The sequence below is a fragment of the Enterococcus sp. 3G6_DIV0642 genome, assembly GCF_002140635.1.
Lineage (GTDB): Bacteria > Bacillota > Bacilli > Lactobacillales > Enterococcaceae > Enterococcus_D > Enterococcus_D casseliflavus.
Map to the genome: position 1 here is coordinate 2,318,495 of NZ_NGLH01000001.1, position 21,614 is coordinate 2,340,108.

Genomic DNA, 21,614 nt, shown 5'->3' on the forward strand with positions numbered 1-21,614 from the left:
CATTATACTACAAAATCAATGGCGATTACATCTGTTTTCCCATCGGATATGAGGGTTCACAGGAAGAAGAACCTTACTATCCAGTATCCGTATTTATCAGCTAAAGGAATTTGTCACTCGTCGCTGATCGCTTTTTTCGACAAAAAAAGGGATCTTTTTTATAATTTACTATAAGGAGGCGAAAAAAATGAATGATTTCAAAAACAAACGAGTGATTGTAACGGGGGCTGCTTCTGGGATTGGAAAAGCGGTGGCAGAACAATTTCTAGCCCAGGGTGCTCTTGTTGGGTTGATTGATCGCAACGAGGAGGAGCTGCAGGAGTTTCTTGCTGACTATGACGCACAAGCCCACTATCGTGCCGTTGACGTCACTGAAGCAGAGAAGCTGCAAGAAGCGATGAGTGGTCTTGTGGAAGAACTAGGCGGTCTCGATGTACTCCACGTCAATGCCGGCATCAACGGTACTTGGACACCGATCGAAGAATTGACGGTGGCAGAATGGGACCAGACGATCAACACAAATTTACGCAGTACCTTTATTACCGTCAAAGCTGCGATCCCATTTATGAAAGCAAATGGCGGCAGCATTGTCATTACGAGTTCGGTCAATGGAAACCGCATCTTCAGCAATTTTGGTGCGACTGCTTACAGTACATCTAAGGCAGGTCAAGTCGCCTTTACAAAAATGGCTGCGCTGGAACTTTCTGGTTATAATATTCGGGTCAATGCTATCTGCCCTGGGGCGATCGCAACGAATATCGATGCCAGCACAGAAATTGAAGAAGAGGTTGCTCGCGTTGAGATCCCCGTCAAATATCCAGAACGTTCTCGACCATTAAAACAAGAAACAGGCGTGCCAGAACAAGTCGCCAACCTTGTGCTTTTTCTATCTTCAGAGGCTGCGGGCAATATTTCTGGAACGGAAGTCTATATTGATGGAGCGGAATCTTTGCTTTAATACAACAAAAAACGAAAAATCAAACCTGATCCCCTCACTTGTTTCAAGTGAAACCTGTGAGATGGATCATTTCTTGATTTTTCGTTTTTTCTTTTTGTTTATTTTTCCACCAAAGCTGCGATTTCTTCTAGAAAAGCAGTCTTGCCATAAAAATCTGCATTCAATAACTCGGGAAAAATGGCTTCAAAGAAATAGGTCACACATGGACGATGCTGAAACGCTTTGACTGTCAAAACCGCTTCACGAAACATTTCTTTGAACACTTTGTCGGGGTTGCTTTTTGAGATCTCTTCAAAAGATTCATATAAAAGATCGATCTTATCCGCAATTGCCAAAAGCTGACCTTCAAGGCTGTTGTCTTTGCCATCCGCCAAGCGTCTGCGATACGTCGCTTGAAAGCTTTGGGGGATTTCTTCTTCGATGAAGGCATCGGTCATTTTTTCTTCAACGGTTGATAACATCGCCCGCAATTCTTTGTTTGCATATTTGACTGGCGTTTTGATGTCGCCAATGAAACGTTCCGTGTAATCATGGTTCAAGGATTTTTCATAAAGAATTTGCCAATCGACTTGATTTCCCGCTTGTTCTTCGATATCGGCTAAGGTCTGGGCAATCATGGTTACTCGAAACGAATGAGCGGCCACGCTGTGCTCGGTAAACTTAAAAAATCCAGGTGCGCGTTGGATTTTTTCTAAATTAGCCAATCCAAGAATAAATTCATTCAATCCCATCAGTCTGCCTCCTTTTTTTCTAAGAGTATAACAACTACTTTCTCCGCAAGCAAATATCACGCGCACAAAAAAAGAGCAGCTAAGCTGCTCTTAAAAGGCATTCACAAATTACGCTTTGTTAACGTTAGTCGCTTGAGGGCCACGTTGTCCGTCTTCGATATCGAAAGTCACTGCTTGACCTTCTTCTAAAGTTTTGAAGCCTTCGCCTTGGATAGCTGAGAAATGAACGAATACATCGTTACCGTTTTCTGCAGTGATGAATCCAAAACCTTTGTCTGAGTTAAACCATTTAACTGTACCTGTTTCCATAATAAAAATCCTCCTTGTGTTTATACACATATTTTGCAATTACTTGTATAAGGTGAAAATGTGGAAGATGTTTAAGATGAAACAAGCTACCATAATTTACCGTAACAAAAACTACACTTTGTATTATAGCACATTATCTTCTTTATGACTAATAGAAAATCAAAAAAAATGAAAACGCCTTTATTTTTTTATGATTCGCAAAAAGACTGCTGCACTAAAGATCTGCAACAGTCTTTTCTTTTTTGGAAACGATTTATTTACGAAGGACGCAACTGCGTTTAGTAGCGCAAAATCGCAGTCAAACTTTTTTCACCTAGGGCATCTTTTTGTTCCAAAATAGATACCTCGCCGCCGTTTTCTAAAACATCGATTGCCAGCGTATTTAACACTTGGCGACGATCGTATTCCGTGTCAGGATCTTCTCCAAACCCATCGGCGAGATTGGAAGTCGCTACAAACAGATTGGCGATCCTGCCTTCTTTAGCTGCAGGTACGATATCAACCAATTGGTCAATAAATTTCCGATCCAACAGCTTGCCGTATTCCCCAACTTCTTTTTGTGTCAACTCCGCAATCAGCTTTTGCGTACACGTTTGGATCTCTTTCAAAGATAACGATGCTGGTGAAGAGGAAATGCTTGGTTCTGCTTTGAAAAAGTTCGTTTTTGCCACTTTTTTAAACAGCGTTTGATTTTCTGGTAAAGCAAAAAGATACATTGGTAAATGCTCTTCGTTTGAAAAGTCATTCTTGAAAAATGCATCAACTGCTTGGTAGTAGTTGACGTGATCGATCTCGACTTCTTCATCTTTGGCACTAAAGCCGTGATAAGCGACGCCTTCTCCTCCTGAGTTAGGGCCACCTTGGGCACTGTAATTAAAGTTGCCGCCGCCAGTGATTTTTTCCCCCAGCGCTTTTTCGATCGTTGTCGGTGCCTCTTCTGGCAACTCGACTTCACGCACTTGATTGTTTTCAACTTGATAGACTTGCATTGAATCGCGATTCAACGCTAAGAGATAAAATGGGTAATTAAATTGTGCGTTTTTGATGACAGCTAATACATACGGGGTTTCCCCTACGTAATATTGATCATCCACACGAATACTTAACCGATGAACTAGTACATCTTCTGGTGTGATAATCACCGCCACACTCGTTGTACTGTTACGCCAAAATGATTGATCTGCAAGCAGTTCATCAATTTTCGTTTGAAAAAGATCCCAAGAATGTTCTGGGTATTTCTTTTCAAAGCGGCGCTTCGCATCTTTGGCAAAGTTCTTAAATTTGATTTGATCCTTTTCGACATTCTGGTGGCCGACATGCGTATTGAGCATGATCGTGACAAATGGTCCTTTGATTCCGTCAGATATTACCTGCGATAAAAAACTTTTTCCAAATTTTCCCATTCCACATTACCTCCTGCTTAATCAAATACAAATAAAGTGTACCATGCTTATTTTCTTCCATAAAGTAAAACGATTGCACGCGTTTATTTCCTCATTCGTTTTTCTGATTACTCACTATACCGACTATTCTTCAACGGATCTGTCAAGGTATTTCTGGTGGCCCATAGAAAGCCTCGTTTGGTCCAAGTCTGAATGGTGGGCTCTTTCAGCTCTTTTAGACTGTGTCCAACAGATTGGAAGAAAACTCGGCCCTTGCCCCATTTTTTGACCCACATCATCGGTAGAATGACTTCCTCGTTAGCTGCATTCGGATGATCGTTGGCGGCAAATGTTGAGGTAGCTAACACAGTGACGGCTGGATCAACTAGGCAATAGTATTGCTCCGTTGTCAACTGAGGGATCGATTGAGTATTTGCCGTAATATAGTGATTTGTCGTAAGATCGATGCTATAGGTCGTTTCCAATCCACCAGGATGTGCCAAAAAACAGCCGCCAGTCAAAAACAACCAGCCTTTACTGGCTTGAAAAGCCGAGGCAAAGCCGCCATGAACGCCTGCTAATCCTAACCCTTCTGCTACAGCCTGAGTGACATTTTGCAGCGGCTCATCAGGCAATTCTCCTCGCGTCCAATTCATGATCAACAGATCCAGCCTTTTTAATTCTTCTTTATGATAGAGAGGTTCAAAATCTGAGGCGAGTGTCACCTGATATCCTTCTGACTCCAGTAGCGTTTGGTAAAACTGACTGGTCTCTTTTGGGGCGTGTCCTTCCCAACCTCCGTAAATGATCAATGCTTGTTTCATTTTGTGTTCCCTCCTTTCTTTCTAACTTAGCGAAAAAAACGCAAAAAGCGAAGCAGAACGATTCTTCGTTGTCCTTCGCTAGTAATTTTTTCTGATTTAACGATTGATTGAACGCCCGACACGATTGATCGTATGGCGCATGCCTCTAATTGCAACTGATGTTTCGAAAATATTTTCGGTCGGTGCCATGCCGCCATAGCCAGCATCACCGATATGCTGCAGATCGACCCCACAAGTTTTGTTGATAATGGCTAATTGCCGCAACGTTTCTGGACGCGCGCTTTCTTGACTCGTTCCGATCGCTGACATCGTCAATAAGTCATATTGTTTGGCAATTTGAACAGCTTCGATCAGATCCTTTTCTAGAAAGCCTTGAATCGAGCCCACGGAAGGCAGTAACAAAATATCTGCCCCAGCTTCAGCGTAAGAAATGATGGCTTCTCGATCAACCACAGGTTCATCTGATCCGGCACTGTGCATTTTTCCAGCGATGATCAACCCAGAGAAATGTTCTTTTGCCAATTTTACTGCTTTAGCGATTTCTCGGTTGGTCACACCCGTTCCAGGATTGCCTGTAAAGCAGAGAAAGTCCACCCCGAGTTCTTGGGCTTTTTTGATGGTGTCAACCGAACTTGTTCGGCCTTGACTGATGCTGATCTTTTCACTCATCATTTCCGTCGTAGCTGGGATCGGCTCAAGATTGATGCCGACAGGTCGTCCAATCAGTTGTTTTAGTTGAGGAATCGGATTTTCAATGGGCTGTGTAGGATCAAGCTGCTGCTCCAATGTGATACCAGGCATCCCAAAAATAGCTGGACGATAACAATCAAAGCCATTCAACAAAATCAAGTCAGCCCCAAAAGCTGGCGACTTCTGCGTTGGTGATGTCGCCAGCTTGCGGCATGGTTTGAACCACCGTTTCACAGATTATCACTCGTCCTTCGCTCGCTTTAATGGATTGTTTCAATTCTTGCGCCGACATTTCTTTGATTTCACTATAGTTTGCACTTATCAATCGTTTGACCATGTTTTTCTTCCTTTCTTTTCCTTCTCATCTTGCGGGAAACACGAATAACAGGTAAAATATAGCTATTGTGTTCCCTTAGTTAAATGGATATAACAAGTCCCTCCTAAGGATTAGTTGCTGGTTCGATTCCGGCAGGGAACGTTTTTTGAAGAAAAAGATTCCTTATTTTTAAGGAATCTTTTTTTGTTGGAAAGCAAATACCTCTGCCTCGATTTGCTTAGAAATAATCTTCCAGAATCGGCTTTCCGTCTGGTAAGTTTTCCTGAATCATCACTGCAGCTTCCTTCTCCGTTTCCATTTGCTGGAAAAAGACCAAGGAATCAAGGGATTGCGCCTGCAAGAACAGTTGCACAAAACGCTGAATCGACAAGGTTGCTTTTGGCAGCTGGGTGGCGGTCGTTTTCGTGACATGATGCTGAGCGTTTTCGATCGTCACTTCATAACACCCATTATTCCATGGGGCATATTCGTCCCCTTGAATTTCTATGGCAAAACGACCAGCTTTTTTCAACGTAAATGGATAGCTTTTTAGAAACCCTTCCACATCGACGACTCGTGCCATCATGTCCGGGCGCACTTGGTAGTGAGCCAATGGTTTGGCTGCATTTACTTGCAGGACTTCCCCATCAAACCCTGGTCGATAATGGATCTGCGCTACTGAATCTGCATGGGAAACGATAAACCGATTGAATCCTTGATACGCGTCAGCGGTCAAATAGCCCCACTCTTGAATATCAAAGCGTCCTCCTTCAATAAAGTAGATCAAGTACCCTTCAGGAACGCCCGCTTCATTGCGATAAATCGCAAACGTATACGGTCTGCGCAAAACAAACTTGATTTCTTCCCACCAGGGTTGGCGAATCAGTCCGCCCTTTTGATGGCGCGGCAATTGATGATAAATCTCGTGAATGATCGGCTGTGCTTCCTCCCAATTCATGCGTTGAATCGTTCCATTCACTTTCTTGCCATCGGGCCATTGATGCGCATCGACTTCATAAACGGTGCGTTCAAAGGTATATTCATACCCATATCTGCGATAAAACGCAAAGGAGAAAGGTGCCAGATAGGAAAGAACGATTTTTTGTTCATAGCAATCCTTAATGATTTGTTTCATGATCTGATCGATCCGACCTTGGCTGCGATACTCTGGATACGAAGCCACAAAACCGATCCCTGCCATCGGATAACTCGTTCCATGAAAGTTCACATCAAAAATCGTTGCCATGATTTGGCTCGCTAGTTTTCCGTCCTCGTCGTAGGAACCATAATTCCATGAATTCTCCGCAAGCTTGCGATAGCGCTTGATATTTGTTTCATTCAACTCCCACTGAAAGGCATAAGAAACCAATTCCAGTACTTCTTGCGAACCGAATTCGGTCATTTTTTTGACATCTGTCATTCCTTCATCTCCTCTACTTGAAAACACGCAAGAAACGCAAAAAAGGCGTCAGTCGACCCCTTAATATGCTTCTTCCATCATACTCAACATTTTTTTAAATTGCTTGCGTTTGAAATATCCTAGAATGGTGCCTAAGAGCATGTCATTCAATTGCTGCATGAAGCCATGTGATTTCATGGTTTCCGTATAAATGACTTTACTGCTCTTTTCATCAAGCGGCGCTACTTCATAGCGAGCGACAAATTCATTTTTCGTCGTTTCTGTTTTGAATTGATAAACTTGATTTTCAATGATTTCTTCGATCTCTATCTTCGCACGACTCGTAGTAGAAAATTCCTTTACATATTGAAATCCTGCCAGTTGCTTTCTAGAAAGTGTTTTTCCAGTTGCTTTTCGTACGTCAAAGATAACAGAATCCATAATTTGATCGTAAAAGTCATTTGCTGGAATCGATAAATCTTTTTCAATTCTCATTAAGACTTCCTCCTATCTGACTCTTCGGCTTTCTTCTTTCCTTTCATGAACAAAAGACTGCCAGAAATAAGCAAGAAAATACCTGTTGTAAAACTGAATATATCTAACTGCTGATTACTTGGATTCATACTGTATAGGACTACGAGTAGACCGATACTACATATAAACAAGCCGTTTTTTATCATTTTCAATCATCCTATCTATTCGTTGATCCATAGAGAACCTACTCAAACACCAACAGCTTGAAAGTATAAAACAGAACCCCAAGGCTGTGCTTTGATCAATTCTTTTGCTTTTTTTGCCGCCGCTTCTGAATCGGAAGCTGTGGTAGTAAAAATAAGTTTAATCCCTTGTTTTTCTTTGAATGTAAAAGAAATTCCATCTTCGTTATATCCTTCAAGTAATTCTTTGATGGCATCTTGCTGCATTGCACTTGCTATTGAAATCATATTCTTTTCCTCCTAAATAATCAATAATAAAAGGAGGAGCTGCTTTACTTCAAGCGAAGCCATAGCAGTTCCTCACAATCTACAGGTCTATTCGCCTAGTTTTGGATCAATTTTATTTGCTGAAATAACGAATGGCGCCCAAATGAAGAATGTAACGACCATACATACCAACGTTACGATTGGGGCACGCCAGTCAGCTCCTGTTGCCAAGAATGATAGCAACATTGGTGGAACGACCCACGTTACTTGTTGTGAAACAGGTGCTACTAAACCAAAGTACGTTGCTAACCAGCCGATTGAAGTGGCTACTAGCGGAGCAATAATGAACGGAATAAACATGATCGCATTCAATACGATTGGCAGACCGAACATTACCGGTTCATTGATATTGAATACACCAGGTCCGATTGACAATTTTGCAACAGTTAGATAATCCGCACGTTTTGATAGGATCAAAATAGCAATCAGCAATACAATTGTACCGCCTGAACCGCCAAACCAAGCAAATGAGTCAAAGGATCCGCGTACCCACATATATGCCTTGCCGTCTTCGATTGCGGCAAGAACCGCGTTTGTCCCAGTTTGTCCTTCATATCCTTTTTGGAAGATATCGATATTGATCAACTGCGCTTGTCCCCAGATACCTTCTAAAACTGGAGCCAGTACGTTTGGACCATGGATTCCGAAGAACCAGAAAATTTGAACAAAAACAGTTACGATCAATACTGCGCCAAGTCCTTGAGACAAGCCCAGGAATGGTTCTGCAATATATTTTTGGACAAGATCAATAATTAATTGTCCATCAGTTAGTTTACCGACAATAAAGTTAATAATAGCAATGACATATAAGGCGATTGTTGCTGGCAAAATCGCAGCGAACGCTTTCGATACTGCTGGCGGTACTGAATCAGGCATTTTGATAGTGATATCAGCTAACATCAATTTACAGAAAATAATAACTGAAATAGCCCCCATGATCATTACGGTAAAATAAGCGTTTCCGTTTAGATGATCGAGTTTCAACCAACCCCATCCACCTGCTGTAATTGCATCTGCTGTTGCAGACCATCCGGAAGTTGCTGACCCAGCATTGATTTCATCCATCAAAGCTGTTGGAACAGCTGTCGCCACAGAAGTGCTGTATGAAAAAGCAATCCCTTGAATCAATGTCGCTACCCCAACGATCCCACCTGCGAGATCATTCACTCGATAAGCACGAGCCAGATTATATCCCCAAGAAAAGGCAAATACTAAACCAGCAACAGCCAATGTACCATTCCATACGAAGCCATTGATACTAATAATTTCACGAATAACTGGAATGGTACTGGCATCATAACTCGGCCAGAATTGCGGTGGTAAGTCACGAATGATCGCGTTGATCATTACTGCGATCGAACCAGCCATAGTAGCGGGCATTGTTCCAATAAAGGCATCACGTAATGCAACTAAGTGCTTCTGGGCTCCAATTTTTGCAGCTACAGGGAGAATGTACTTCTCCATCCAACTTGTTAATCCATCCATTCTTAATTCCTCCTATAAGTTCTATTCGTCAAAGAAGATTTTTTGATTCATCGACAATAACTACTTCTATCCGTTCAAAGATTATTCGTTATTTAGACGTCGATAGACATCAATGATTTCTTTCGCTAAATCGGTAAATGCGATTGACGTCATTAGGTGATCTTGTGAATGCACTGTCAACAATGTCACGGTCATATGATTGCCTTGCGCTTCTTGTGTCAATAATCCTGTTTGCGAATGATGCGCTTCCACAAGAGATGCTTCAGCATCTTTGATTTTTTGGTCAGCTAATTCGAAGTCCCCTTCTTTTGCTGCCGCGATTGCTTCCATTGCGTCACTTTTTGCATTACCACCATACATGATCAATCCCATAATGGCTTCCAAATTTTGCTCATCCATCTTTAAAAATCCTCCTTACACTTCGATCCTAAAAATCTTAGTTCATTAATGTTTCTGCTTGTTGCAATACTTTTTCGCCGTTCATCATGCCATAGTCTGCCATGTTGATCACGTCCAAAGGAATGCCTTTTGGTGCTAGTTTTTGTTCAAATTGTGATTTCATGAATCGTACTTGTGGTCCTAATAATAGAACATCGACTGGTTTCGACTCCAAATGTTGGTCGGCTTCTGAAGCTGAAACAGCAAAGATATCTGCTTCCATTCCTTTTGCTTCGGCTGCTTTTTGCATTTTCGTCACCAATAGACTGGTACTCATTCCTGCTGAACAAACAAGCATAATCGTTTTTTTCGCCATCGCGTATCCGCTCCTTTCTGTTGTAAGTTACACTTTACTATAAAGCAAAAAGCGTGCCAAAAAAAAATAAGTCCAGACCTTTATATATCAATGGTCTGAACCAATTTTTCTTTTGCACACTCACGGATTTTTCATTACACACTAATATTGTGTGCGGATTCATCATAACTTTTTATTTCATTTTCTAAGAACATTTGTGTTAAATAGGCGATCTCATCTTCAGAGATTTTGATTTGATAGTTTTTCTCTATCTGCAATAAATGAGTTCGTAACACATCTGTTTCGATACGATAGCGTTTTTGGAAGGCCGCCAAATTGGGGAAGGTACGAGAATGTTCCTTCTTCAATAAACTTTCCACTAGAAAGGCTAAATGAATCACTAAGCCCGCATCAACGGTAGGTTCCACAATCACATGCAATTGATTTTGAATTTGATGAACGATTCGTTGTAGACTTTCGATCAGATGATAGACGGACCCCACATGCGTTAAAGTATTTTCTAATGAACGTACGATTTTTTCGATCGGCACTTCATCTGAAACGATCCGCTTCAGCACATTCAACCGATTGTCATCAAAGACATCATAGGCGGAAAAGAACGGGATATTTTGATAATCGATCTCGACGGTGCCCGCAATGGCTTTGATCTCATATTCTTCTAGCAAGCCATCAATATGTTTCTTGAAGGTTTCTTTTTCAATAAATTGCATTTGGATGATCTCGACTTTTGATTGATCGACGACGGGATAAATTCGTTGATAAAGTTTGGCAGCGACACCTTCTCCAGTAAAGCAAGTGACGATGACTGCTTTTTTATTCCCCTTCGCTTCGCGAACTGTGCGGAACTGTTCTTGCACGATGGTTTCAAAAGAACGCTGAATGTTTTGATAAATGTCTTCTAAACTTCGGCCACTTTCCGCCATTCGCAAAGCCTCTAAGACGATCATCGTACTGACCATCGAGATGGCTTTCGTACGAATCCCGGTCTCTTCAGAAATCAAATTCGCAAATGAATTGAGGGAACCCATATCAGTTAAAAGCAATAAGCCGTTGCTCATCTTTTCCTTATTGTCAGTGACATAGTTCAATAGCTGCTCATACATTTGACCAACTTCCATATCTAAAGACATATTCATCGCTTTGCCATGGTCGGTTTCTAGCAGCTCTTGTGCCGTTTCCAACATACTGCTGGCAGTCGCCTTGCCGTGCATCAAGACAATGATCTCGACTTTTTCAAGGGGCAGTTGCGAGGGTTGTTTGACTTGAATCGCTAAAAACATACTGATAAAGCCGATCTCATCGAAGGGGATCTCGACATGGCGTTCTTCTTCGATAATGGTCGATAGATCCATTGCCACCTGGAACTCGGATTTCAAGTTTTTTCTGACTGTATTCAAATCTGGGTGAACGATCATATGTCCTTCCTTGACACGTTCCAGTGTACTTTGCAGATGCAGTGCAAAGGCAAAGCGGGCTTTTTCACTATAGGTTCGAGACAATCTTTGCCCAGCTAGATCATAAAGAACATTTGTCAGTTTCCAAATGTCTTCTGGAATCAGTTCTTTATGAACGGGATTTTGAATCAATTCTTCGACATACTTTTCAAAGTACGCATCGACATCTTTAGAGATCAAATTTTCCAGATCGACATTGGCTACGCCCGTTTCAATCAGCGAGCTGACTTTTTCTTCGATCTCGTTATACACTTGCATATTCCGTTGTGGATCACGAGACCAGACGACATCTGGGTCGCCAGGTTCAAAACTTAGAAAGTCGCCTTTGCCATCCAAAAACCGATCCAAGCGTTCCGACATTTCTTTGATCTTCAGCAAGCCTTTTTGAACTTGCAAGGAGCAGTCGCCTTTTCGAATCAGCAAGTGTTTTTTTCCATAGGTTCGATAATGCAAAAATGCTTTGGCACAAACGAGTTTAAGGTCGCGCTTGATTTGACCAATGTTGCCTTCTGCATCATAGAGCATAAAGGCCAATATCGCATCTCGTTCGACATCGATTCGTTGATTCAGACGGGTCGCCTCTTGCTTGATAAACAACGAAATGATTTCATACCGTTCATCTAAGGAACGACTTTCCACATTTGGCAAAGTAATAGCCATGGGAATTCGCCGATTGAAGGTCGTTAAAAAGGTTTCTGATGATTCCGTGGTGGCACCGATGATCTGCACGGCGGCTTCATGAACTTGATTACTTTCCCCTAAAGGACGGTAGATCCCTTTATCAATGAAGGTAAAGAGCATTTCTTGGCCTTCTGGCGGCAGTCGATGGATCTCATCTAAGAACAGGATGCCGCCATCGGCTTTTGCCATAAGTCCTGGACTATCTTCTGCAGCACCTGTGTAGGCGCCTTTTTTGATGCCAAAGATGTGACCAAACAACAATTGCGGATTTTGTGCATAATCCGCACAGTTAAAGGATACGAATGGGGCATCTTTTTCTAACATATTTGATTCAACCGCAAAATGGTACATACATTCGGCAAATAAGGATTTACCCGTGCCTGTCTCACCAAAAATAATGGTATGGAGTCCTCTAGGTGGATATAAGATCGCCGCTTTGGCTTGCTGGATACTTACTTTCAAGGAAGCTTGGACTCCAACCAGACTTTCAAAACTCACTTCAGAGGAAACATCCACATGGACCGTTTCTTCTAAAGGCTCATAAACAACCGGACGGCCGGAACGTTTGCCGATTTTCTTTTCTTTATAAAGCTCACTGAGATAACGGCTTGCATTGCTGCGATCGATTTGTAAGATTTTAGCGACATCAACTGCGGTCAACCCTTGCTTATGCAGTTCGATCGTTTGAAAAATCTCTTCTTTTCGCGAATTCATTCGATAGCCTCCTCATTTTTTTACACACTAATAATAAACAACGTTAATGGTAACACAAAAAGACGCTCAATGGCGTCTTTTTCCTTTGTCTTTTTGCTTTTTCGTCTTTTTCTTGCTCTTTTTGACAGGAGTGTGTAATTTTTCAGGCGTTTTCTTGGAAATTTTCTGCACACTTGCTGTTTTCGTTTCTTTCTTGCTTTCTTTTTCGACAACAGGAGCTTCTGTGTGTAACTGTCCCCCATGCAGATAGACTTCCTTGAGTTCAATGGACAACTGATTCGCGATTTTTTTCAAATCCTTCAAGGAATGGTCTTGAACGATCGTGACGACGGTTCCTTCTTTGCCCATTCTCCCAACGCGTCCTGCCCGGTGTAAATAGGATTCTTTTTCTAAAGGGACTTCTGTATTGATCACGTAAGGCAGATCCACGACATCTAAGCCGCGAGAGGCGACATCGGTCGTCAATAGTTCCACTAGTTTTCCTTGACGAAAGCTCTCTAATGCACCTTTTCGTGCAAGTTTGTTTTGATCAGATGCCAGAGATGCCACCGGCAAGCCATGAAACAATAGCTTTTCTTCCGCATTCCCCATAGTGCTTAATTCATTGAAGAAAACCAAGGCTTGAAAGTTTGCTAAATGAGCAAAGCGTCTTAAAGCATCCACGATTCGTCGTTGCGGATAGTTCAAATAGTAATGATGGATGACGCCTTTGCTCTGATCTTCTTGGGTAACATCAATGATCAGCGGCTCTTTTGACACGAATGGTCGAATCTCATCGATCACTTCGTTCGCGGTTGCTGAAAAGAAACTACGCTGGATTTGTTTTGGTAATGTTTGATTGATCTTGGCTGCCAGGGTGAAGGCACCCTCTTTCAATAATTGGTCAACCTCATCCAATACCAACGATTGCAGCTGCTGGGTCTTGATTTTTTTGGCTTTGATCAACTCTAACACACGGCCTGGGGTACCGATCAAGACCTCGGGTTTGTCTTTTAGTTTTTCCACTTGGCGTTTTGTACTTGCGCCGCCAATTAGTGGCAGAACGGTCAAACCAATGGCTTGGGCCCATTCCCGTGCTACTTCTGTGACTTGCATCGCTAATTCTTGTGAAGAAGTCAAAATCAACAGCTGATTGCCTTGCTTTTTTTCAACCTTCGTTAACAATGGCAAGAGATACGCCAACGTTTTACCTGAACCGGTCGGTGAGATTCCTATGACAGACGCGCCGTCTTTTAAAGGACCAAAGGTTTTTTCTTGGATCAAGGACGGTGCGTGATACCCAGCCGCTTGCCATTTTTCCTGCCAGACGTCTGGCAATTGTGTCAATTCAAATACTGTCATAAATGTTCCATTCCTTATTTTTTATCTGCATCAAAAATGATGTCGGCCTGCTTACGCATCAAAGAGACGGTTTCATTGACACTGCGGGCAAGTTCCACCCATTCCTCATAGCGTTGTCCTTGTTTCGGATCATCTTTGTTTTCAATGATGTCTGCAAAGTCTTGCGCTTCTTCGATCATCGGATTGTCTAAAGCAGCGACTGCTAATGGATGCGTTTGTTTTGTTTGGCGTTCATAAAATGCTGCTTCTTCAATAGCATTGACGGCATTCAAATCTAATGTCCCGTCTTCAAAATAAATTTCTGATCGTAACTCTGAGTCAGCGATTTTGCCTGTTTGGATCGTGACATCAAAATCAGCATAGCGTAGCACAGCAGTCCCGATACCATCTACACCGGTCGGTAATTTACGGGCAAAATAATGAACGTCCTGCGGTTTACCAAACCAAGCGACCGCCGCATATACTGGATACACACCCAAGTCGGCTAAAGCTCCGCCAGAAAAATGTGGAGAAAAGATATTTGGTTCCTCCCCAGCTAGTACAGCGTCATAACGAGACGAGTATTTCATATAAGAAAAGTTCGCCCCAAGAATGGCACCGCGTGTCGGTAAGAATTCGGCTACGGTTGAAAAACTCGCTTCATGAATGTTGCGAGCTGCTTCAAAGAATAAAACCTGTTGTTGGTTTGCTAGGTCAATGATCTCCGCCATTTCCTCAGGCGTTGAAAAGGCTGGCTTTTCCACAATGACATTTTTTCCTGCCAGAATACCTTGCTTGGCTTGTTCAAAGTGCAAACTGTTCGGAGAAGCGATATAGACCGTGTCCATATGAGCTAAGCCAAAAAAAGTGGCCAAATCGGTCGCATATTCGATGTCCCCGTATGTTTCCCCAAAGCGTTGCGCTGTGGCTAATTTCCTTGAGTATACGGCTACCAATTGATACCGTTTGGTTTCGTGGGCTGCTTGTACAAATTGATCGGTGATCCAATTTGTGCCGATAATCCCTAAATGAATCATGTGTTTTCCTTCTTTCTTCTATAGATTGGGGTCGTCAAATTCGACGTTCAAATCAAAAGGGATCGGTTCTTTGACCGCGATCATCCCTTGGTTTACCTGGCAATTATAAGCAAACACTTCGACACCTTTGCTTTGCGCTTCAGCGATCTTATCGGCCAGATCCGGCTGCATCTGTCGATGGATCGTGGCGCTTTGCACCACTTCAAATTGGATCATGAACAAAACCGCCGCATAATAGCCTACTTCTTTGGCATGGATCAATTCATTGACGTGTTTCAAGCCGCGAATCGTTGGCGCATCTGGGAAAGCGCCGATTTGCTTGTTTTCAAGTGTCATCCCTTTAATTTCTATAAACCCTTTTTCTTGTTCGTCTGTTTCAAAATAAAGATCAAACTTAGACATCCCATAGACGACTTCACGCCGTAAGAGGGCAATTTTCCCTTTGATATTTGGCAACTGGATCGTGCCATCCAAAAGGCCTTCGTAGCCTAACCGATTGGGTACTTGACTATCAATATTGATCCATTGGTCTTCTTTCTTGACTGAGATCAAATCGTAATTGGTTTTACGTTTCGGATTGTCCCAATATTGGAGGGTCACGAGTGCCCCTTTGTGCAATAGTTCTTTTCCTCGTCCAGTATTTTTCACATGGACGATCACTTCTTGCCCATCGACTAGACATCGGGCAATGAATCGGTTGTCGCGAACGAGAAACGTGGCTAAGAGGGTATTCGGATAATTCATTTTCTCACCTGCTCTTTTGAATCATAGCATATTTTGATAAAAACTTCTAAACTTCAAACTAAAGTACCATGCTTTTTTACCTTCTCATGGTATACTTATGGCAATTATTTTCTAGTGTGCAGAAGCGGGCATCTTGTTCACAAGGTACAACTAGATGAATCGTAAGTGATAGGACGTGTATAAATGAAGAAAAGGTCTCTATTGATTGGTTTATCTCTAGCAACGGGCGTGGTCAGCTCCTTACTGTTGCGAAAGGAAAAACAAAAAAATGAAAACCGCCAAAATTTCATTGGAAATTGGCGTTTTACTTCAAAGACAAAAGAAGATATCATTTTAGAAATTGCCAATGATTATTCATTGACCATCGAAGGCAAACCGTTGCCTGTTTCCATTGTTGAACTGACTCCGACGCGATTAGTGTTACTGGACACATTTGGCTATCATTTAGTTCTGGAACAAAAAGGCTCCGTTATTACTTTATATGATGAAGCAGAAGATTGCCACTATTCTTTGACAAAAATCACGTAAGGGACGTGAGAAGATCGGGTTCATGTTTTCTTCACATTTTCTTCGGTCAATTCTCAGACTTTTTATCAGCATTTCCTGGCAATCCATGCTATCATTAACTTAACAAGTGGTTGAACAAGGTGTTCCGTTGAGTGATGTTTGATCGTTCATAGATTAAGGTGTAGGTTCGATTCCTACCTTCCACATTTATTTTAAACAGAAAGAAGGGATTTTTATGTTAACGACCTTTATTTCACTCTTTTCCATCTTTGCTTTAGCTGCGTTACTAGCTGGGACATTCTTTTTAGCAAAATTGGCCATGCAACAAGAAACGAGAGCAGTGAAAGTTCCCGTCAGTGCCCAAAACCAAAACCCGAGAATCCATTCCAATCGTCGCTAAGTGAAATCGTTTGACCCGATGTCAATTCTGAAAAACTTGTCTTCTTTATTAAATAGGAAGGCAAGTTTTTTTGCGGTCTGTTGCCCATACGCCTTTTAGTTTGAAATGGTTTAACACCGCCCATTCCCCCTTTGAGCGGTCTTCTCGCAATTAAATGCTAAGTTTTCTCTTAGAGTATTGCAACGGTGGATACTCTTTGTTAAAATTTTTGCTTAGATACAACTTTAAAGGAGCTACTACATATATGCAGAAAATAACCAAGTTCGGGTATTCCTTCGTTGCTGCTTTGGCAATCCTCTTTGCTGCTGTCGGCATCCCCCTCGTTTCATATGCTGATGATACAGCAATGAGCATCGAAGAGATCCAAGATTTTTCGATTGACGCCAAAGCCGCCTACTCCATTGATTTTGACACAGGGAAAGTGTTGTATGATCAAGACGGCGAGACAGCCATGGGTATTGCCTCCATCACCAAGATCATCAGCCTCTACCTTGTCGCTGAGCAAGTAGAACAAGGAACGATCGCTTGGGATGATCCTGTGCCGATTTCCGATTATGCCGCAAATCTCAGCGTGTCGCCAAACTTATCGAATGTCCCTTTGCATCAAGACGTTACCTATACAGTAAAAGATTTGTATGATGCCAGTTATATCCAATCTGCAAATGCAGCAATCGTCGCGCTGGCGGAGCTGATTGCTGGGTCTGAAAGTGCCTTTGTTGATCAAATGCAAGAAAAAGTGCAATCATGGGGCATTACCGATGCAAAAATCGTCAATGCTTCTGGCTTAAACAATGCTTATCTAGGGGAAAATATTTACCCAGGATCAACTTCCACTGATGAAAACGAACTATCCGCAAAAGATGTGGCATTGATTGCCCGTCATTTGCTGCAAGACTTTCCAGACGTTTTAGAAGTAACCAGCCTTTCCACCAAACAATTTGGTGAAGGTTCCTATTCGCCTGTCGAGATGGTCAATTGGAACTGGATGCTTCCAGGTTTTACGAATACGAAAGATGGTGTTGACGGTCTGAAGACTGGTACGACAGATATGGCAGGTGCCTGTTTTGTCGGAACTGCCGTCAAAGATGGCCAACGAATCATCACCGTGGTGCTAAACGTCAATGGTCATGCAGAAAATCCAAGTGTTCGTTTTATTGAAACAGGCCGTTTGATGGATTACTCGTTTGATGCTTGGGAACAAGTAGAGATTTTACCAGAAAATGCGCAATTAGAAGATACCCAGACGGTTGCAGTCAAAGATGGGAAAGAATTGAGTGTGCCCGTTGCCTTAAATCAAGGCTTGACCTTATGGGTACGTGAAGACATGGATGCCACAGCCTTTGAAACAACTATTGACTTTAATGAGCATTATCGTGATTCTGCCCTGCAAGCGCCATTGGCTGAGGGCACAGAAGTCGGTACCGTAAGTGCTTCGATTCCAGCTGATACGCTTGGTTATATTGATGATTCCGATCATGACGAGACTGCAGGATTGATCACAACACAAACGGTGGAAAAAGCCAACATTTTTGTTCGTGCTTGGCGCGGCGTGTCCAACTTTTTCAGTAATCTTTTTTAACCTAAACGAAAAAATCTGTCCGAAGCAAAGACTGCTTCTCGGACAGATTTTTTTTATTCTATCGTTTCCACCGTTGCTGTTGCCAATGGCTCCACAGGGAAAAACAATTCAACTTCCCCTTCCTTAAAATGAGGAAGATACCTTTCTTGGATGGCTGCAGACAATTGGACGTTGTTTTCTGGTAAAACTTCCATCAGCATTTTTTCAGTCATCATCGTTAAGTTTTTTTCATCCGTTTTTACAACGAGATAGGTCATTGCGGGCATTTCCCACCGGACCCAACCGACAGGAGGATAATTTTCTGTCTGGACTTGAACGCCTGCCAAGTAGCGACCGGTTTCTTGCCAAGGCTCTAACCAATTGGTGCCATCACTCATCAAGCCCCAAAATTCCAGTTCTTCTGCCTTTTGATCACTTACGAGAAATTCGATCTCTTCAAAATCCTTTGTTGCAAGTTCCCAGAGCGCTGGTACCCAAGAAGCACCTTCTTCTGCTAACCCCTTGCCCTCTTTTCCAATCACATAAAAAGCGGGTCGTTCGACGCGAATCACTTCACCTAATTGCATGTTCCTTCCTCCTTCTTTCCTTCATTTTAGCGAATTGCAAGAAATTCAGCAACTTTGACCTTAGCAACAAGCAATTTCTGTCATTTTTCGGTATACTAAGTGTATCGTTAAAGGAGTGAAAAACATGGATTTTACGCAATTGCTGATTTTTGCCATCAGCTATGTGTCGGGCGTGATCGTCGTTCAAAAATGGCGCAAGAAAAAAGATGATCCGGATATTTTCTTTTTTGAATGTTGTTGGACGATCTTAGGCCTGCTGATTTATTTAGCTGTCTCAGAATTACGGACAGGTAGTTTCTTTATTCTGATACCCGTCGCCTTCGCCGGCCTTTTTTTATTTTCTTATCGGCGCAACAAGCATCAACTCGTAAATGGCTTACTCTTTAATTTGTTCGTGTTGGCTTTTGGCGGCTATTTAGTCATTAATTTATACCGAACCCAAGATATTCTTGTAGGTGGCCTATTGGCTGTTTTACTAGCGATTTTCTTTGCTGTACTATTATTCGGTTTGGCAACGCTCGTGGTCTTTCTTTACTGGAATTCCATTATTGTTCTACGAAGAGAATCGCGATCGATCGCCAATCTATTGACCCTGATCTTAGCGGTGGTTTTGACCGTATTACTATTTTCAGATACCCTTTTGCACTTTTTCCCAGATTGGATCCGAACCTTATTCGGCATTGTTCCCCTAAGTCTTTTGTATCTGTTTGTAGTCTTTTTGAACTTTTTATCGATTTCAGTCATTTATCAGTTCAACCATCCTCGCTATAATCAGGACTTTATCATCGTCTTAGGAGCAGGTCTTTTGAATGGCACCACGGTCTCCCCTTTATTGGCAAAACGCATCAATACAGCGATCTCGTTCTACGAAGCGCAATTTAAAGCAAAAAAAACCGCTCCTCGATTACTGATGTCAGGCGGACAAGGAAGCGATGAGCAGCTGCCGGAAGCTGTTGCTATGAAAGAATATGCGATTGCCCAAGGCGTACCAGAAGGTGAGATTTTAGTGGAAACAAATTCCACGACTACTTATGAAAACATGAAATTTTCGAAAGAAATCATGGATTCGCTTAAGCCAAAGGGCTACAAAGCAATCTTTGCCTCAAACAATTACCATATTTTTCGTGCTGGTCTCTATGCAGATCAAGCCCAACTTAAAGCGGACGGTATCGGAGCACCTACTGCCTTTTACTATTTACCGAATGCCTTTTTAAGAGAATTCGTGGCAATCCTTTTTATGCACAAAAGACGACATTTAACGGTATTGATCACCTTACTGATTCTCTATGCAGGTGCAGCGATCCTCCAACTTATTTTTGGCTAAACAAACAAAAAAGTTCTTTGAACCAGTTGGTTCGAAGAACTTTTTTTCTTATTGAATCGTACGATGTTTCTTCCAGAAGCGTTGTTGCCATTTTTCTTTCATGCTGTCTGTAAGCGGTTCTGATGCTTCTTTGATCGCACAATATTTGTCCACCATCGTGACGATATAGCTTTCTTTATAGCGTGGCGGTGCAATCGTTGCTCCCCACATATGTTTCAAGATGATATCTTTTTCAAGATCACTAAGTTCAGTGATTTTTTCGGCATTTTTTACTGCGATTCGTGGATGCATGTACGCATGGGTACCTTCGTCAAACTTTGTAGTACGCCAATCGTAATAAAATAAATCATGAAGGAGTCCTGCACGAGCTGTTGCACGAGCATCGCCGCCCCATTTCTTGGCCAATTTGTAACTATAATAAGAGACGCTGATCGAATGTTCCAAACGTGTGGAGTTCATATGCTGCACAAAATTGGCTAATTTTTTTACAGCTTCTGTTTCTAACAGGTCAGCCACGTAAGACATATATTCGCTATCTTCTTGCCATTTTTCTGTCATAAATTTTTGTCTGCCACCTTTTTTGATCTGCTTGATTGTTACAAGACAAAGTATAGCACCTATTCCTGCAAGTTTCTAGGTGAGGTGCAATAGATTCAAATAGTTTAACAGTTCCTTAAAAATCTAGCTGACAGCAAAATACATCAAAATACCTGCCGCAATGGCGACGTTCAATGATTCCGCCTGACCATAGATAGGAATATATAGATTTTTATCGGTCAATGCCAACAGTTCCTGATTGACCCCTTGCCCCTCGTTGCCTAAAATGAAGGCAGCCGCTTGTTCTTTAGGAAGCTCGGTATAAGGGACTGCTTCTTTGTTTAACTCGGTACCATAAATCGCCACACCAGCTGCCTGCAGCTGCTTTAGAAATGGCGGGATCGCTCCTTCTACGATCGGCAGATGATAGTTGCTACCTTGCATACTGCGCAAGACTTTGGTGCTGTAAAGATCGGCTGTTCCTTCGCCGAGAAAAACCCCGCTGAACCCAGCAGCATCCGCTGTTCGAATCATGGTGCCAACGTTCCCAGGATCTTGCACATTATCTAAAATCAGCCAATTGCCCGTCAGTGTCTGTAAGTCTTGTTCTTGCTTTTCCACCACGGCAAAAATCCCTTGTGGTGTTGGCAAATCAGAAAGCATCGCTGCAATCTCCTCTGTGATCAAATAGCTTTCTTCCTGATAATCATCGAGTTGCCCGTTGGCTTCACTTAATCCTCGCGGGGTCACCAACAATGCTTTGATGGGTACTTGTGCATGCAATGCTTCTTGCACCAAATGCCAGCCATCGATCAAATAGGTATTGGTTTGTGTCCGATGTTTTTTTTGTGTTAGTTTTTTGATTTCCTTGATAAAGGTATTTTTTTTCGATTGAATTTCTTTCATCTTGTCACCTCGAT

23 protein-coding genes, 1 tRNA gene and 1 pseudogene are annotated in these 21,614 nt (G+C 42.2%); 6 read left to right on the top strand and 19 right to left on the bottom strand.

Annotated features, from left to right (window positions below; genetic code table 11):
• The first annotated feature begins 187 nt into the window (after window positions 1-187).
• Window positions 188-958, top strand: coding sequence for an SDR family NAD(P)-dependent oxidoreductase (locus A5878_RS11015; protein ID WP_010749342.1), 771 nt, complete (start codon window positions 188-190; stop codon window positions 956-958).
• 98 nt (window positions 959-1,056) lie between these two features.
• Here the strand turns inward: A5878_RS11015 and A5878_RS11020 are convergent, their stop codons facing one another.
• The 5 genes and pseudogenes from A5878_RS11020 to A5878_RS11040 form a co-directional block, all read right to left on the bottom strand.
• Window positions 1,057-1,689: a YfbR-like 5'-deoxynucleotidase gene (locus tag A5878_RS11020; protein WP_086295572.1), complete on the bottom strand. Its 633-nt coding sequence runs from the start codon at window positions 1,687-1,689 to the stop codon at window positions 1,057-1,059.
• 108 nt (window positions 1,690-1,797) lie between these two features.
• Window positions 1,798-1,998 (bottom strand): cold-shock protein, encoded by a 201-nt coding sequence (locus A5878_RS11025; protein WP_003126918.1) that lies wholly within the window; start codon window positions 1,996-1,998, stop codon window positions 1,798-1,800.
• A gap of 278 nt (window positions 1,999-2,276) precedes the next feature.
• Window positions 2,277-3,401, bottom strand: coding sequence for a hypothetical protein (locus tag A5878_RS11030; RefSeq protein WP_086295574.1), 1,125 nt, complete (start codon window positions 3,399-3,401; stop codon window positions 2,277-2,279).
• Window positions 3,402-3,508: 107 nt separating this feature from the next.
• The gene (locus A5878_RS11035; RefSeq protein WP_086295577.1) at window positions 3,509-4,204 is read right to left on the bottom strand and encodes a ThuA domain-containing protein; all 696 of its coding nucleotides are present in this window, start codon (window positions 4,202-4,204) and stop codon (window positions 3,509-3,511) included.
• A gap of 96 nt (window positions 4,205-4,300) precedes the next feature.
• Window positions 4,301-5,231: pseudogene (locus A5878_RS11040) on the bottom strand (haloacid dehalogenase-like hydrolase).
• Between the two features lie 69 nt (window positions 5,232-5,300).
• Between A5878_RS11040 and A5878_RS11045 the strand changes: the two are divergent.
• Window positions 5,301-5,372: transfer RNA gene (locus A5878_RS11045), tRNA-Arg, on the top strand.
• Window positions 5,373-5,448: 76 nt separating this feature from the next.
• Here the strand turns inward: A5878_RS11045 and eis are convergent.
• The 11 genes from eis to sfsA all read right to left on the bottom strand — a co-directional run bounded on the left by eis (window position 5,449) and on the right by sfsA (window position 15,781).
• Entirely contained in the window at window positions 5,449-6,630 is a 1,182-nt protein-coding gene (eis, locus tag A5878_RS11050) for an enhanced intracellular survival protein Eis (protein WP_086295579.1), read from the bottom strand.
• Window positions 6,631-6,690: 60 nt separating this feature from the next.
• Window positions 6,691-7,104 (bottom strand): DUF3284 domain-containing protein, encoded by a 414-nt coding sequence (locus tag A5878_RS11055; protein ID WP_086295581.1) that lies wholly within the window; start codon window positions 7,102-7,104, stop codon window positions 6,691-6,693.
• A complete protein-coding gene (locus A5878_RS11060) occupies window positions 7,104-7,289 on the bottom strand; it encodes a DUF3188 domain-containing protein (protein WP_010749336.1) in 186 nt (61 codons plus the stop codon). The genes A5878_RS11055 and A5878_RS11060 overlap by 1 nt, the downstream gene beginning before the upstream one ends.
• Window positions 7,290-7,331: 42 nt before the next feature.
• The gene (locus tag A5878_RS11065; protein WP_010749335.1) at window positions 7,332-7,553 is read right to left on the bottom strand and encodes a hypothetical protein; all 222 of its coding nucleotides are present in this window, start codon (window positions 7,551-7,553) and stop codon (window positions 7,332-7,334) included.
• Between the two features lie 87 nt (window positions 7,554-7,640).
• Window positions 7,641-9,077, bottom strand: a complete 1,437-nt coding sequence (locus A5878_RS11070) for a PTS sugar transporter subunit IIC (RefSeq protein ID WP_010749334.1) — start codon at window positions 9,075-9,077, stop codon at window positions 7,641-7,643.
• Window positions 9,078-9,158: 81 nt separating this feature from the next.
• A complete protein-coding gene (locus tag A5878_RS11075; RefSeq protein ID WP_005229473.1) occupies window positions 9,159-9,476 on the bottom strand; it encodes a PTS lactose/cellobiose transporter subunit IIA in 318 nt (105 codons plus the stop codon).
• 37 nt (window positions 9,477-9,513) lie between these two features.
• On the bottom strand, window positions 9,514-9,831 hold the full coding sequence (locus tag A5878_RS11080) for a PTS sugar transporter subunit IIB (protein WP_005229471.1): 318 nt from the start codon (window positions 9,829-9,831) through the stop codon (window positions 9,514-9,516).
• Between the two features lie 134 nt (window positions 9,832-9,965).
• Entirely contained in the window at window positions 9,966-12,680 is a 2,715-nt protein-coding gene (locus A5878_RS11085) for a sigma 54-interacting transcriptional regulator (RefSeq protein WP_010749333.1), read from the bottom strand.
• Window positions 12,681-12,746: 66 nt separating this feature from the next.
• The gene (locus A5878_RS11090) at window positions 12,747-14,021 is read right to left on the bottom strand and encodes a DEAD/DEAH box helicase (RefSeq protein WP_086295583.1); all 1,275 of its coding nucleotides are present in this window, start codon (window positions 14,019-14,021) and stop codon (window positions 12,747-12,749) included.
• A gap of 14 nt (window positions 14,022-14,035) precedes the next feature.
• The gene (locus A5878_RS11095; protein ID WP_086295585.1) at window positions 14,036-15,037 is read right to left on the bottom strand and encodes a Gfo/Idh/MocA family protein; all 1,002 of its coding nucleotides are present in this window, start codon (window positions 15,035-15,037) and stop codon (window positions 14,036-14,038) included.
• Between the two features lie 18 nt (window positions 15,038-15,055).
• Window positions 15,056-15,781 (bottom strand): DNA/RNA nuclease SfsA, encoded by a 726-nt coding sequence (gene sfsA / locus A5878_RS11100; RefSeq protein ID WP_086295587.1) that lies wholly within the window; start codon window positions 15,779-15,781, stop codon window positions 15,056-15,058.
• Window positions 15,782-15,964: 183 nt separating this feature from the next.
• Between sfsA and A5878_RS11105 the strand changes: the two genes are divergently transcribed.
• From A5878_RS11105 to A5878_RS11110, 3 genes are all read left to right on the top strand, one after another.
• Entirely contained in the window at window positions 15,965-16,309 is a 345-nt protein-coding gene (locus A5878_RS11105) for a DUF4828 domain-containing protein (protein WP_005229462.1), read from the top strand.
• Between the two features lie 214 nt (window positions 16,310-16,523).
• The gene (locus tag A5878_RS17520) at window positions 16,524-16,688 is read left to right on the top strand and encodes a hypothetical protein (RefSeq protein WP_179190643.1); all 165 of its coding nucleotides are present in this window, start codon (window positions 16,524-16,526) and stop codon (window positions 16,686-16,688) included.
• A 244-nt stretch (window positions 16,689-16,932) separates the two neighbouring features.
• Window positions 16,933-18,267 carry a serine hydrolase gene (locus A5878_RS11110; protein ID WP_086295589.1) on the top strand — a complete coding sequence of 445 codons (1,335 nt, stop codon included), beginning with the start codon at window positions 16,933-16,935 and terminating at the stop codon, window positions 18,265-18,267.
• A gap of 53 nt (window positions 18,268-18,320) precedes the next feature.
• Here the strand turns inward: A5878_RS11110 and A5878_RS11115 are convergent, their stop codons facing one another.
• The gene (locus A5878_RS11115) at window positions 18,321-18,833 is read right to left on the bottom strand and encodes a GyrI-like domain-containing protein (RefSeq protein ID WP_086295591.1); all 513 of its coding nucleotides are present in this window, start codon (window positions 18,831-18,833) and stop codon (window positions 18,321-18,323) included.
• Window positions 18,834-18,957: 124 nt separating this feature from the next.
• Between A5878_RS11115 and A5878_RS11120 the strand changes: the two genes are divergently transcribed.
• The gene (locus A5878_RS11120; protein WP_086295592.1) at window positions 18,958-20,157 is read left to right on the top strand and encodes a YdcF family protein; all 1,200 of its coding nucleotides are present in this window, start codon (window positions 18,958-18,960) and stop codon (window positions 20,155-20,157) included.
• A 48-nt stretch (window positions 20,158-20,205) separates the two neighbouring features.
• Here the strand turns inward: A5878_RS11120 and A5878_RS11125 are convergent, their stop codons facing one another.
• Together A5878_RS11125 and A5878_RS11130 are read right to left on the bottom strand one after the other, a co-directional pair.
• Complete coding sequence (locus A5878_RS11125) at window positions 20,206-20,715, bottom strand: HD domain-containing protein (protein ID WP_005229452.1); 510 nt, start codon at window positions 20,713-20,715, stop codon at window positions 20,206-20,208.
• A 123-nt stretch (window positions 20,716-20,838) separates the two neighbouring features.
• Complete coding sequence (locus A5878_RS11130) at window positions 20,839-21,600, bottom strand: RNA methyltransferase (protein ID WP_074933054.1); 762 nt, start codon at window positions 21,598-21,600, stop codon at window positions 20,839-20,841.
• Between the last annotated feature and the right edge of the window lie 14 nt (window positions 21,601-21,614).

Excerpts from the sequence above, each read along its gene's own strand:
- A5878_RS11085 (WP_010749333.1), bottom strand. The coding sequence starts at position 12,680 with ATGAATTCGCGAAAAGAAGAGATTTTTCAAACGATCGAACTGCATAAG.
- A5878_RS11060 (WP_010749336.1), bottom strand. The coding sequence starts at position 7,289 with ATGATAAAAAACGGCTTGTTTATATGTAGTATCGGTCTACTCGTAGTC.
- A5878_RS17520 (WP_179190643.1), top strand. The coding sequence starts at position 16,524 with ATGTTAACGACCTTTATTTCACTCTTTTCCATCTTTGCTTTAGCTGCG.
- sfsA (WP_086295587.1), bottom strand. The coding sequence starts at position 15,781 with ATGAATTATCCGAATACCCTCTTAGCCACGTTTCTCGTTCGCGACAAC.
- A5878_RS11030 (WP_086295574.1), bottom strand. The coding sequence starts at position 3,401 with ATGGGAAAATTTGGAAAAAGTTTTTTATCGCAGGTAATATCTGACGGA.
- A5878_RS11105 (WP_005229462.1), top strand. The coding sequence starts at position 15,965 with ATGAAGAAAAGGTCTCTATTGATTGGTTTATCTCTAGCAACGGGCGTG.
- A5878_RS11090 (WP_086295583.1), bottom strand. The coding sequence starts at position 14,021 with ATGACAGTATTTGAATTGACACAATTGCCAGACGTCTGGCAGGAAAAA.
- A5878_RS11055 (WP_086295581.1), bottom strand. The coding sequence starts at position 7,104 with ATGAGAATTGAAAAAGATTTATCGATTCCAGCAAATGACTTTTACGAT.
- A5878_RS11075 (WP_005229473.1), bottom strand. The coding sequence starts at position 9,476 with ATGGATGAGCAAAATTTGGAAGCCATTATGGGATTGATCATGTATGGT.
- A5878_RS11065 (WP_010749335.1), bottom strand. The coding sequence starts at position 7,553 with ATGATTTCAATAGCAAGTGCAATGCAGCAAGATGCCATCAAAGAATTA.
- A5878_RS11115 (WP_086295591.1), bottom strand. The coding sequence starts at position 18,833 with ATGCAATTAGGTGAAGTGATTCGCGTCGAACGACCCGCTTTTTATGTG.
- A5878_RS11070 (WP_010749334.1), bottom strand. The coding sequence starts at position 9,077 with ATGGATGGATTAACAAGTTGGATGGAGAAGTACATTCTCCCTGTAGCT.
- A5878_RS11025 (WP_003126918.1), bottom strand. The coding sequence starts at position 1,998 with ATGGAAACAGGTACAGTTAAATGGTTTAACTCAGACAAAGGTTTTGGA.
- A5878_RS11130 (WP_074933054.1), bottom strand. The coding sequence starts at position 21,600 with ATGAAAGAAATTCAATCGAAAAAAAATACCTTTATCAAGGAAATCAAA.
- A5878_RS11035 (WP_086295577.1), bottom strand. The coding sequence starts at position 4,204 with ATGAAACAAGCATTGATCATTTACGGAGGTTGGGAAGGACACGCCCCA.
- A5878_RS11125 (WP_005229452.1), bottom strand. The coding sequence starts at position 20,715 with ATGACAGAAAAATGGCAAGAAGATAGCGAATATATGTCTTACGTGGCT.
- A5878_RS11120 (WP_086295592.1), top strand. The coding sequence starts at position 18,958 with ATGGATTTTACGCAATTGCTGATTTTTGCCATCAGCTATGTGTCGGGC.
- A5878_RS11095 (WP_086295585.1), bottom strand. The coding sequence starts at position 15,037 with ATGATTCATTTAGGGATTATCGGCACAAATTGGATCACCGATCAATTT.
- A5878_RS11110 (WP_086295589.1), top strand. The coding sequence starts at position 16,933 with ATGCAGAAAATAACCAAGTTCGGGTATTCCTTCGTTGCTGCTTTGGCA.
- A5878_RS11080 (WP_005229471.1), bottom strand. The coding sequence starts at position 9,831 with ATGGCGAAAAAAACGATTATGCTTGTTTGTTCAGCAGGAATGAGTACC.
- A5878_RS11015 (WP_010749342.1), top strand. The coding sequence starts at position 188 with ATGAATGATTTCAAAAACAAACGAGTGATTGTAACGGGGGCTGCTTCT.
- eis (WP_086295579.1), bottom strand. The coding sequence starts at position 6,630 with ATGACAGATGTCAAAAAAATGACCGAATTCGGTTCGCAAGAAGTACTG.
- A5878_RS11020 (WP_086295572.1), bottom strand. The coding sequence starts at position 1,689 with ATGGGATTGAATGAATTTATTCTTGGATTGGCTAATTTAGAAAAAATC.